General features: G+C 65.8%; 8 protein-coding genes. 6 read left to right on the top strand and 2 right to left on the bottom strand.

What is annotated here, in order from left to right; all coding sequences use genetic code 11:
• Positions 1–56 precede the first annotated feature (56 nt).
• A complete protein-coding gene (locus AB0F88_RS42675) occupies positions 57–1,028 on the bottom strand; it encodes a hypothetical protein (RefSeq protein WP_362697804.1) in 972 nt (323 codons plus the stop codon).
• Positions 1,029–1,479: 451 nt separating this feature from the next.
• On the opposite strand from AB0F88_RS42675, the gene AB0F88_RS42670 reads away from it, so the two are divergent.
• A complete protein-coding gene (locus AB0F88_RS42670) occupies positions 1,480–2,595 on the top strand; it encodes a serine protease (RefSeq protein WP_362697801.1) in 1,116 nt (371 codons plus the stop codon).
• A 123-nt stretch (positions 2,596–2,718) separates the two neighbouring features.
• Here the strand turns inward: AB0F88_RS42670 and AB0F88_RS42665 are convergent, their stop codons facing one another.
• Complete coding sequence (locus tag AB0F88_RS42665) at positions 2,719–3,381, bottom strand: SSI family serine proteinase inhibitor (RefSeq protein WP_362697798.1); 663 nt, start codon at positions 3,379–3,381, stop codon at positions 2,719–2,721.
• A gap of 318 nt (positions 3,382–3,699) precedes the next feature.
• Here AB0F88_RS42665 and AB0F88_RS42660 point away from each other — a divergent pair, with 318 nt between their 5' ends.
• The 5 genes from AB0F88_RS42660 (at position 3,700) to AB0F88_RS42640 (ending at position 12,428) form a co-directional block, all read left to right on the top strand.
• The gene (locus AB0F88_RS42660) at positions 3,700–5,259 is read left to right on the top strand and encodes a hypothetical protein (protein WP_362697795.1); all 1,560 of its coding nucleotides are present in this window, start codon (positions 3,700–3,702) and stop codon (positions 5,257–5,259) included.
• Between the two features lie 211 nt (positions 5,260–5,470).
• Positions 5,471–6,694 carry a serine protease gene (locus tag AB0F88_RS42655; RefSeq protein ID WP_362697792.1) on the top strand — a complete coding sequence of 408 codons (1,224 nt, stop codon included), beginning with the start codon at positions 5,471–5,473 and terminating at the stop codon, positions 6,692–6,694.
• 129 nt (positions 6,695–6,823) lie between these two features.
• Positions 6,824–7,984 (top strand): hypothetical protein, encoded by a 1,161-nt coding sequence (locus AB0F88_RS42650; RefSeq protein WP_362697789.1) that lies wholly within the window; start codon positions 6,824–6,826, stop codon positions 7,982–7,984.
• Positions 7,985–8,495: 511 nt separating this feature from the next.
• Positions 8,496–10,028 (top strand): hypothetical protein, encoded by a 1,533-nt coding sequence (locus AB0F88_RS42645; protein ID WP_362697786.1) that lies wholly within the window; start codon positions 8,496–8,498, stop codon positions 10,026–10,028.
• A gap of 867 nt (positions 10,029–10,895) precedes the next feature.
• Entirely contained in the window at positions 10,896–12,428 is a 1,533-nt protein-coding gene (locus tag AB0F88_RS42640; protein WP_362697786.1) for a hypothetical protein, read from the top strand.
• Positions 12,429–12,510: the final 82 nt, after the last annotated feature.

Raw genomic sequence — 12,510 nt, 5'->3', positions numbered from 1 at the left:
CGAACGGGACCGCACCTCACGCCCTCCGCGCGACGATCACGGTGGGCGGGCCGCCGCTACGTCGTCCGCCTGACGGTTATGCCCGCCATGGTCCTCTCGACGTGTCCCTGCTCCCCCGAGGCCGCGACGTACACGCCGTCCTGGCAGGTCTCCGCGGAGAAGCGGCGCCGCTGCTCGATGACGGAGAGCTCGATCGACGCGACGTCGCAGCCCGGCACCGGAGCCAGCACCAGCAGCGTCTCCCTGGCCCCGCCGAACCACAGCTGCGGTCCCAGCGGCTCACCGTCAAGGATCTCCCCCTGCGTGGCCAGCCGCACCGGGGGTGTGGCGTCGAGCACGAGGTAGCCGCCCTTGGTCACCTTGCCGCGCAGGTTGCGCGCCCAGAGCATGCGCTGCTCGAAGGGCATGCCGTCCTTGAGATCGCGCAGCGCCACGAACCACGGGTCGAACGCGAACAGCAGCACCTCGCCCTCGGCGGGGCTCATCGGATGCCAGAGGGTGACCCGTTTGGTCAGTTGTCTGATCATCGGCTGTCCCCGGGCGACACCCGCCGGGCCTCCCGACGGCACGGTCAGCTGCCGGTGCGGGCCGGTGTCTCCGTCGAGCCGGCCCGACATCGCGGGCCGGACCCCCAGTCCGGCCAGGTCCAGCTCCACCGGGTAGCCCACCTCCGCCGCCGAGCCGTCGGGGAAGACCACGTCGAGGATCTCCCTGCCGCCCTTCTGACGGAATCCCGGGTGGAGCACGTTCGGGACCTGCTCCGCGACGGTCCCCGCCCGGGTGGGCGCCGGCGGCGGGAACGACGGCGAGATCGTGTCCGGCCGCTCCCGGCCCGTCGTCAGGTTCCACGCCACGAGCGCCACCAGCGCGGCGACGCCGATCCAGAGCCACGGCCCCTTCCGGGAGCTCACCTCGATGATGTCGTGCTGACCACCGGCCACGTCCTCGGCCGCCTCCCGGCAGAAGGTACGGTTCTCGGCCCCATCTTCGGGGTCCGGCGGTCTCGGCGTCCGCGTCAGTACCGTCACGAATCAGAATCGATGCCCCGGGGAGAGGGCGCCGTCACACCGCGACGTCCGTGTCGCGGCGCCCAGATTCCGGCACCCGGGTCTTCGGCTGCCCGCACCCGTGACCGCCTCGTGGAAAATGACCATGGGACGCCGTGGAACAGCGTCGAGAACGTCATCGCACCCGACATTCCAAAGGTGTCGGAGTTGCTCGAGGAACCCTCGGTAATCGCTGTTACCAGTGATGACGGCGATGCCACTGAGATCGCACCACAACCGCTATGAGCTGCGGAAATGCTTATTCGTTAAGCTATAACAAATAGCTATTTAAATAACAAGACAGCATCGGATGGAACCGTCTCAGACTTTTTCCCGTCAATTCCTGCCCACCGCTCGATCCAGTCAGTAACGTTCCGATCGTTTTCCCGGCGAGGAGAAGTCCCGTCTCCGCGCTGAGAACGAAAGGAGCTTCATGAATTCCCGAGCACGGCGCCTCACGATCCCCCTCACCGGCGTTCTCATGATCGCCGGAGTGATCGGCGCCACCACCGGTGCCAACGCCGGTACGGCCCCCAAGGACGTGGTCAGTTCCCAGGCCTCGGAGACGGCCAACCAGGCCACCTCCTTCTGGTCGCCCGAGCGGATGCGCAAGGCCACGGACGCCACCGGCGACCTCGACCTGAGCGTCAGGGGCGGCAAGGCCTCCAGCGCGGCGGGCCCCGACGGCCCCGGCGGGTCGGTCCCGCCGATCGGCGCGGAGGGCACCAAGTCCTCCAAGAGCAAGCAGGTGAACCTGCCCAACACCGTCGGGCGCGTCTTCTTCACCCTGCCCGGCGCCAACCCGTCGGACCCGAAGAGCTGGAAGTACTGCTCCGGCAGTTCGGTCCAGGGCAAGTACCGCAACGTGGTCGCCACCTCCGCGCACTGCGTCTACGACGTGAAGACCAACCAGTTCTACGACAACTGGATCTTCATCCCGTCCTACTGGGACGGCAACCAGGCGTGGGACGGCAAGAACCCCTACGGCATCTACGCGGCCAAGTGGTTCAACGCGCACGACGACTTCGTGGTGAAGGAGGACTACGACTACGACTACGCCTTCGTCAACGTCCACTCCGGGTTCAAGGTGAGCTGGGAGAAGGACAAGGACAACAAGTGGAAGCCGGTCATCAAGACCGTCGGCCGTCTCGGCGACAACGTCGGCGGCCAGGGCTTCGCCTGGAACCAGAGGGTCAAGAACACGGTCTTCTCCTTCGGCTACCCGGCCGGCCTGCACCCCGACGGCGACAAGCCCTTCTCCGGCCGCACGATGAAGTGGTGCTACGGCAAGACCGGCGCCATGCCGGCCGCGCCGAAGTACAACGTCCAGGAGCACATCGGCTTCAAGTGCGCCTTCACCTCGGGCGCGAGCGGCGGCCCCTGGCTCTACAAGTACAAGAGCTCCAGCCGGACCGGCTACCTGATCGGCGTCAACAGCATCGCCTGGGACACCGACAAGAACGACCGGTACGACAAGATCTCCTCGCCGTACTTCAACGGCGACACCTACAAGGTCTACAAGGCCGCGGCCAACCGCTGGACCAGCTGACCCGCGCCACGGGCCGGCCGTAAGGCCATTCGGCCGGCCACGGCGAAAGAGCGGTGAGCGAGCAGTGAGCGAGAAAGGGCCCGGTCCCAGGACCGGGCCCTTTCCCGGAGAGGGCGGGGACGGCTACGAACCCGGCCGCCGGATCGGCCCGGGAAGCGTTCCGGGCAGCGTTCCGGGCAGCGGCCCGGGAAGGGCCGTCACCGTGTCCGGGACGTTCCATCCCGGCCTCCGGGGATCGCCTCCCAGGGCGAAGACCGTGCCGGTGGCGGCCCGCAGCGCGCAGGGGCTGCCGTAGGTGCGTTCGAACCGGATGAAACGGTTGTTCCAGATCCCGACGGCGGTCACCGTGACCGGGTCGTACTGCAGCGTGCACGCCACGCCCGTCCTCGGCCTGAGCCTGGCGGGATCGCCCCGCACCTCGCCCAGCGCCTCGCAGGCGCGGACCGCGTCGGGGTGGGTGCCGCCGGGCCGGTCGCACAGCAGCAGGGCGTGGCCCGCCACGGGCAGGGGCTTGTCTCCGCGCGCGAGGCTCAGCACGAGCGCCCTGGCGCTGCGCGGCGGCCTGACACCGGGAAACGGTTCGATCGGCCCGGTCATGACGTGGGCGGGCCCGCCCGGATGGAGCGGGAGCGGCCTCGTCACCTGCGGCCCCGAGTCGCCGGGACGGGGGTACGGTCTCGTCTCCTGCCACCCCGGGCCGGGGTCGCGAGGCGGCACCGTGGACGCCACGGCCGTACCTGAGAGCTGGAAGAGGCCGACAACGGCCAGGCAGAGAAGACGCCGCATGAGATCCCCCGATGACGTGTGACGCGGATGCCGGCTCAGCCTGCCCCCGGACGCTCCCGCGGGACACCGACAAGCCTGGGTGTTTCCGCAGTTCATACGGTCACATGACCCGCAGGGGACTCCTCGATCAAGTTCAGGTAGATCAGACGGAGCCCGAGGATTCCCGGTTCCACGGATTTAGTAACAAAAACATAACGGTCCGACCGCTTGCCCGATTTATAGCTTTTTAACCCATCTTTGCCGAGTACGGTCACCTCTTGTCTCTTTACGCATGCGTGGGTTGCGTCCCGAGTGACTCATGACAAAGAAGGAGCTCCATTGAACTCCCGAGCCAAGCGCCTCGTCCTTCCCCTCGGCGGCGTCCTCGCCGCCGCCACCGTGGTCGGCGCCTCCCTCCCCGCCACCGCCCAGGCGAGCACGGCCGATCCCGACGTGAAGTCGTCGGCGCTCACCCCCTCCGGTAACGCGAAGGCCATCGCGGGCTACTGGACCGCCTCGAAGCTGAAGTCGGCGACGACCTACCTCGCCGACTCCACCGTCTCCGCCAAGCTGAACAAGACCGGTGCCGCCAGGGCCGCCGCCGACGGCAAGCCCGGCGTCGTCGCCCCGACCGGCGAGGGCGGCAAGACCGCCGGCAAGTCGCGGAACGTGAACCTCCCGATCACCGTCGGCAAGGTCTTCTTCGTCGACGACAAGGGCAAGGAGCGTTGGTGCTCCGGCACCTCCGTGCAGTCGAAGTTCCGCAACCTGGTCGCCACCGCCGGCCACTGCGTCTACGACACCGACACGAACAAGCCCTTCGGCAACTTCGTGTTCATCCCCGGCTACTACCAGGGCAAGGCTCCCTGGGGCATCTACGTCGGCGCCAAGGTCAACACCCACGACGACTTCACGGTCTACGAGGACTACGACTACGACTACGCCTTCGTCAACGTCTACAACGGCATCAAGCAGCAGCCCGAGAAGGAGGTCGACTACAAGACCTTCAAGGCTCACGTGGACAAGGGCGGGGTGGGCCGCGAGGCCGCCACCACGGTCGACTTCGAGACCTACGACAAGTGGACCCAGAGGGGCGGCCTGGGCAAGGTCGAGAACGTCTCCTCCGAGGACGAGGTCGGCCCGCAGTACAAGGGCGCCCTCGCCGTCGCGGCCGAGACCGACAAGTGGACCTGGGAGAAGGTCACCGGCGAGGTCTACGGCCTGAAGGACGACAAGGTCACGCTCAAGGGCCAGGTACTGCCGCAGGACGACTGGCCCAAGGCCGGTTCCAAGGTCGAGACCCGCGTCGAGAACGTCACCAAGACGGAGTACGACGCCTACAAGGGTCCCGGCTACCGGAAGATCGACGCCCAGGGCAACTACACCATCACGTACTACTTCGTGGTGAAGTACATCAAGAAGACCGCGTCCGTGAAGTACGTGATCTTCCGTCACTACATCTCGACGGTGGCCGACGCCGGCCGCCTGGGCGACAACGTCGGCGGCCAGGGCTTCAGCTGGAACCAGAAGCTGGGCAAGAAGGTCTTCACGTTCGGCTACCCGACCTCGGCCCACCTCGACGGCGACAAGCCGTACTCCGGTCACACCCAGAAGTGGTGCTACGGCACGACCGGCGCCGCGCCCGTCGTGTCGGCCTACAAGGCCGAGGAGCACCAGGCGATCAAGTGCGCCTTCACCCCGGGTGCCAGTGGCGGCCCCTTCCTGCTGCAGTACAAGAACAGCAAGCGGACCGGCTACCTCAACGGTGTCGTGAGCCTGACGATCGACAGCGACGACAACAAGCGCTACGACCGCGTCACCACCCCGTACTTCAACGGTGACACGTATGGCATCTACAAGCACGCCGCCAACCTCTGGACCGGGAAGCTCCCGGCCTAGACACGGGTTTCGTGAACGAGGAGGGGCCCGGTGCGCACCGGGTCCCTTCTTGGCTTCACGGGGTGCTTATACACCTTCGACCATACTGATCAGGTAACAGAGTATGAGCGGATCGGTCCAACGAACTGCCCAAAACTAAGTTGATCTGGAAAAATCATCCCTTGAGCCTCCAATAGTCACCTGAACGTCACGGTCCCCGAAAGGAACCCCCATGTCCTCCCGCGCTCGGCGGATCGCGGCCACACTCGGCGGGCTGGTCGCCGCCTGTGTGACCATGACGTCCGCGTTCGCCGGGAGCGCCGCGGCCACCCCGCTGGACGGGGTGCCCAACGGGATCACCTCGATCACCCTGACCAAGAACAGCGCCGACATGCGGCAGGTCGCCGAGTACTGGAGTCCGGCGAGGCTCAAGCAGGCCATGGACAACGTCCCCGCCGCGCCCGAGATGAAGAACGACGGCCCCCCGGCCTCGGCGTCGCCCGCCGCGACGGCCACCCCAGGAGGCGCGACGGCCGGGAGCGCCACGGCCGCCGCGGCGTCCGCCACCTCGGCGTCCGCCGCCACGGCGGCCCTCGCCGCGGAGACGGGCACGGCCTCCGGCGCGAAGGGCGCCACCACGTCGAGGAACTCCGCGCCGGTCGTCAAGCCCACCCTGCCGAAGAAGCGGGCCCCGGCCTCCGGCAGCTCGCCGGTGACCGTGGGCAAGGTGTTCTTCCGGATCGGCGCCAAGGACTACTGGTGCTCCGCCTCCTCCGTGGCGGCGGCCAACCGCAACCTGGTCGCCACGGCCGGGCACTGCGCCTACGACGCCAAGACGGGCAACCCGGCCGAATACTGGATCTTCATCCCCGGCTACGACAAGGGCAACACCCCGTACGGCATCTACGTCGGTCACTCGCTCAACCTGCACGAGGACTTCGTCGGCAGGGGCGACTACGACTACGACTACGCGTTCGTCACCGTGCACGACGGCTTCAAATGGAAGGCCGGCAAGACGTCCGGCAGCTACGAGATGGAGAGCGTCGGAAGCCTGGAGGACAACGTCGGCGGGCAGGGCCTGACGACCAACCGCGGCGCCGGCCTGTCCGCCCTCGCCTTCGGCTACCCCGCCGCCCCACACCCCGACGGCAGCAGGCCCTACAACGGCCAGCAGCTGAAGTCGTGCCGCGGGCTCACCATCAGGGTGAAGGCCCCCACCCGCCTGGTCGAGCAGGGCGTCGCCCTGGCCTGCACGTTCACCAACGGCGCGAGCGGCGGCCCCTGGCTGGTCTTCTACGACAACAAAAATTCCGTCGGCTATCTCAACGGCGTCAACAGCTTCGCCTGGGACGTCAACACCGACCGCAAGTACGACAGGATCTCCTCCCCGTACTTCATCGCGTCGACCTACGTCGTCTATCACTGGGCCGCGACCCAGCAGGCGCCCCGATCATAAAGCCGTCTTAAGAGATCCTTAAGGGACTCTTATGCGGTGTTTGCTCCGACGATCCCTGCATAGGTTCGTAGCTTGTCGTCCCGCAGTTCCCGGATGTCCGGGAACGTTGCAGCGCAAGGAGCTCCTGCAGTGAAGCACTCTCTTATCCCCCTCGGTGGCGCCGCAGCCGCCACCGCCCTGCTGACCACCACCCTGGCCGGCACCGCCCAGGCCGCCCCCGACTGGGCGACCGACCCGATGGCGAGGAACAACTCCTCGGCGGTCTCGGTCATCGACTTCTGGGCGGCCTCCAACTTCGCCGCCCTCAAGAAGGCGACGGTCTACAACCCCGACCCCGGGGCGCCGAAGATGAAGGTCGGCGGCGGCTTCTCCCCCGACGGCAGGCCCGGCAGCGTCGGCCCGACCGGCTCGGGGAAGGCCCCGTCCGGCATCGTCAAGAACGTCAACCTGCCCAGGACCATCGGCAAGGTGTTCTTCGTCGTCAACGGCCAGTACCGGTGGTGCTCGGCCACCTCGATCCAGGGCAAGTACCGCAACGTGGTCGCCACGGCCGGGCACTGCGTCTACGACCCGGGCAGCAACAGCGACACCCTCGACAAGTGGGTCTTCGTCCCCGGCTACTACCAGGGCAAGACCCCGTGGGGCATCTACGTCGGCAAGTCGGCGTGGACGCACTACGACTTCGCCAACTACGAGGACTACGACAAGGACTACGCCTTCGTCACGGTCTACAACGGCGTCGCCTTCAACGGGGTCAAGCAGGTCACCAGGCGCGAGTACAACGGGTTCACCGGACCCAAGTGGTCACGTGGCTCGCACTACTACATCCTGCTCTCCAAGGACGTCGGCCGTCTCGGCGACAACGTCGGCGGCCAGGGCTTCACCTGGAACCAGAGGACCGGCAAGACCGTCTACGTCTTCGGCTACCCCCAGGCCCCGCACCCCGACGGCGACAAGCCCTACAGCGGCGTGACGCCCAAGTACGTGTACGGCAAGACCTCCGGCAAGGAGTACGTCTCGGCCGCGGAGAAGGTCGAGGAGCACGTCGGCCTCAAGGGCGCCTTCACCCCGGGCGCCGACGGCGGCCCCTGGATCTCGCAGTACAGCAGCTCCCGGCGCCTGGGCCTCGTCAACGGTGTCACCAGCCTGTTCGGCGACCAGGACCAGAACGACCGCTACGACCTCATCACCTCGCCGTACTTCGACGGCGAGACCGCCGAGGTCTACCGCAAGGCCGCCAACGTGTGGTCCGGCAGGATCGTCGGCCCGAACGGCGAGCTCTACAGGTAACTCGTACATCGTGGGCCGAGGGACTCCCTCGGCCCACGCACCGTAGGCGGGACCCGGCGCGCGGCGCCGGGTCCCGCGCCTGTTTCCGGGCGTTTCCGCGGCGAAGAGGCCGGTTTCCGGGGCCGGGAAGGCGTGTCACGGGGTGGCGCGGAGGGCCTTCCCGGTCGCGGACGGGCGCGTTAGACGTGCCTGCCGCGAAATCGGTGCCATCAAATCGGTGTGATCTGCGTCACATGAAGGTCATAGCTCATCGTGACCGCTCAAACACACCACACCGGCCACTTTAGCCACAGGGCTCTACCTATCTGCGGAAACGACCCGAGCTCGCCTCAATCGCAACATCGGTATCAGGGGTCTTCAAACATCACGGAATGGCATCGACGTGATCATGGGGGTCTTTGATCCCCGAAGCGGCTTCCGATGCTCAAGATCGGCGCTGTATGTTTCTGGCATTCCCTTTACTGACGCATGGGACGCAAGAAGCGTTCCACATCAGACCAAGGAGCTCCCCTTGAAGCGCATCCTCCTCCCCGCCGGTGGCGCCATTCTGGCCACCGGGCTGCTGGCCGCCGGCCTGGCCGGTACCGCCAACGCTGTTCCGGACTGGGCCTACGACACGATGGCCAAGGACGCTCCGTCCGCGGTCGACGTCGCCGAGTTCTGGCTCGCGGCCAACGGTGAGACCAACAACCTGGCCAAGGCCACTCCCTACACCTGGGAGACCAAGGCCACGCCGACGCTGAACGTGGGTGGCGGCTACGCCCCCGACGGCAAGCCCGGCATCGTCGCCCCGATCGGCGAAGAGAAGAAGACCGTCTCCAAGGTCAAGAACATCAACCTGCCGAAGTCCATCGGCAAGGTGTTCTTCGTCGACGACAAGAACCAGCTGAAGTGGTGCTCGGCCACCTCGATCCAGTCCAAGTACCGCAACCTGGTCGCCACGGCCGGTCACTGCGTGTACGACGACAAGGCCAACGCCAGCGTCGCCGACAACTGGGTCTTCGTCCCCGGCTACTACCAGGGCAAGACCCCGTGGGGCATCTACGTGGGTAAGACCGCTTACACCCACTACGACTTCGCCAACTACGAGGACTACGACCGCGACTACGCGTTCGTGACCGTGTACAACGGTGTCCAGATCGGTGGCGGCACCGGCAAGGCCGTGACCAAGGACGAGTACGACAAGTTCGTCGGTCCCAAGGTCGTCAAGACCACTGAGATCAGCAAGACCCAGTACGAGGAGTGCAAGGACTTCAACGGGAAGGAGACCTCCGACTGCTACGCCAAGGAGGAGAGCTCCCAGGTCCTGGTCGGCCCGGACTGGAAGGAAGTCATTGACGGCAAGGAGTACAAGGCCGTCAAGGTGCAGGACGAGGTCACCAAGGCTCAGTACGAGGCCGCTCCCAGCGGTGTCGGCCAGGGCTACAAGGACTACACCGTCACCGAGCACGTGACCAAGGCCGTCTACGACGCCTACACGGGCCCGGGCTACCGCAAGATCGACGCGGTCGGCAACTACACCATCACCCACTACTACCTCGAGAAGTGGGTGAAGGAGACCAAGGCGACGAAGTACCTCAAGGACACCTTCATCATCGTCGAGGGCTTCATCAAGGACGCCGGCAAGCTCGGCGACAACGTCGGTGGCCAGGGCTTCACCTGGAACCAGAAGCCCGAGCAGACGGTGTTCGCGTTCGGCTACCCGGCCGACGCGCACCCCGACGGCAACAAGGCCTACACCGGCGTTACGCCGAAGTGGACCTACGGCAAGACCACCGGCAAGACCTACGTGCAGGCGTCCTCGAAGGTTGAGGAGCACGTTGGCCTCAAGAGCTCCTTCACCCCCGGCGCCGACGGTGGCCCCTGGCTCGCCAAGTACAGCAACGCCAAGCGTCTGGGCTACGTCAACGGTGTCACCAGCCTCTTCGGTGACCAGGACAAGAACGGCCGCTACGACCTCATCACCTCGCCGTACTTCGACGGTGAGACCGCGGCCATCTACACCAAGGCCGCCGCGGTGTGGTCCGGCTCGATCGTCAAGTAGTAGTAGCTCCCTGACGATCACCCGAGCCTGAGCGTCCAAACCTCAGACTCACAGCACTACCAGCAACACTTAGCTCCACCCGAAGGGGCCCGGCACCAGCCGGGCCCCTTCGGCCATTCCCCACCGGGGATCGTCGCGCGAGCGGCGACCGGCTTTGCGCGTACGTCGAAGGGCCCGGCATGTGCCGGGCCCTTCGACGTTGTGGCGGTGTCACTCACCGGGGTCTCGGCGGCGCCACGCCTGAGGAGATCACGGACGTGTCGCCCGCGGCGTCTCGCGCATCCGCGGGCGGTGACCCGTCCTCGCTTCCGTGCCGCCATGTCGCGCCCTCAGACGCGATCAGATCTTCCAGACCGGGGAGACACCGCTCCTGTGGCCGGCGTCCGGCAGCGAAAGGATCAAGCTCCCGCAGGAGGCACGAGGAGGGGGAGAGGGCGCTCACGCCGGTTTTCCGCGTCCGTTTCGCACCTGTTCGGCGTGTGTCTCGCGTGCTGTCCGGCCCTGCCGTGAACCCGAATCCCGGATCGACGGCTCTTTAGACGTGGCTCCGGCGAAATCGGTGCCATCGAATCGATGTGATCTGCATCACATGTGATCGGTAACGGAATGCACTGGTTCGGTCACAACACATCCGTCACTTCAATCACAAGCATATGCCTATCTGCACAAACACGGCAGCGTCCCCTCAATCGCAACATCGGTATCAGGGGTCTTCAAACATCACGGAATGGCATCGACGTGATCATGGGGGTCTTTGATCCCCGAAGCGGCTTCCGATGCTCAAGATCGGCGCTGTATGTTTCTGGCATTCCCTTTACTGACGCATGGGACGCAAGAAGCGTTCCACATCAGACCAAGGAGCTCCCCTTGAAGCGCATCCTCCTCCCCGCCGGTGGCGCCATTCTGGCCACCGGGCTGCTGGCCGCCGGCCTGGCCGGTACCGCCAACGCTGTTCCGGACTGGGCCTACGACACGATGGCCAAGGACGCTCCGTCCGCGGTCGACGTCGCCGAGTTCTGGCTCGCGGCCAACGGTGAGACCAACAACCTGGCCAAGGCCACTCCCTACACCTGGGAGACCAAGGCCACGCCGACGCTGAACGTGGGTGGCGGCTACGCCCCCGACGGCAAGCCCGGCATCGTCGCCCCGATCGGCGAAGAGAAGAAGACCGTCTCCAAGGTCAAGAACATCAACCTGCCGAAGTCCATCGGCAAGGTGTTCTTCGTCGACGACAAGAACCAGCTGAAGTGGTGCTCGGCCACCTCGATCCAGTCCAAGTACCGCAACCTGGTCGCCACGGCCGGTCACTGCGTGTACGACGACAAGGCCAACGCCAGCGTCGCCGACAACTGGGTCTTCGTCCCCGGCTACTACCAGGGCAAGACCCCGTGGGGCATCTACGTGGGTAAGACCGCTTACACCCACTACGACTTCGCCAACTACGAGGACTACGACCGCGACTACGCGTTCGTGACCGTGTACAACGGTGTCCAGATCGGTGGCGGCACCGGCAAGGCCGTGACCAAGGACGAGTACGACAAGTTCGTCGGTCCCAAGGTCGTCAAGACCACTGAGATCAGCAAGACCCAGTACGAGGAGTGCAAGGACTTCAACGGGAAGGAGACCTCCGACTGCTACGCCAAGGAGGAGAGCTCCCAGGTCCTGGTCGGCCCGGACTGGAAGGAAGTCATTGACGGCAAGGAGTACAAGGCCGTCAAGGTGCAGGACGAGGTCACCAAGGCTCAGTACGAGGCCGCTCCCAGCGGTGTCGGCCAGGGCTACAAGGACTACACCGTCACCGAGCACGTGACCAAGGCCGTCTACGACGCCTACACGGGCCCGGGCTACCGCAAGATCGACGCGGTCGGCAACTACACCATCACCCACTACTACCTCGAGAAGTGGGTGAAGGAGACCAAGGCGACGAAGTACCTCAAGGACACCTTCATCATCGTCGAGGGCTTCATCAAGGACGCCGGCAAGCTCGGCGACAACGTCGGTGGCCAGGGCTTCACCTGGAACCAGAAGCCCGAGCAGACGGTGTTCGCGTTCGGCTACCCGGCCGACGCGCACCCCGACGGCAACAAGGCCTACACCGGCGTTACGCCGAAGTGGACCTACGGCAAGACCACCGGCAAGACCTACGTGCAGGCGTCCTCGAAGGTTGAGGAGCACGTTGGCCTCAAGAGCTCCTTCACCCCCGGCGCCGACGGTGGCCCCTGGCTCGCCAAGTACAGCAACGCCAAGCGTCTGGGCTACGTCAACGGTGTCACCAGCCTCTTCGGTGACCAGGACAAGAACGGCCGCTACGACCTCATCACCTCGCCGTACTTCGACGGTGAGACCGCGGCCATCTACACCAAGGCCGCCGCGGTGTGGTCCGGCTCGATCGTCAAGTAGTAGTAGCTCCCTGACGATCACCCGAGCCTGAGCGTCCAAACCTCAGACTCACAGCACCACCAGCAACACTTAGCTCCACCCG

The organism is Streptosporangium sp. NPDC023963, from assembly GCF_040639135.1.
GTDB lineage: Bacteria > Actinomycetota > Actinomycetes > Streptosporangiales > Streptosporangiaceae > Streptosporangium.
Note: the sequence above shows the minus strand (reverse complement) of the source record. Positions and strands in the feature narration are given on the sequence as shown.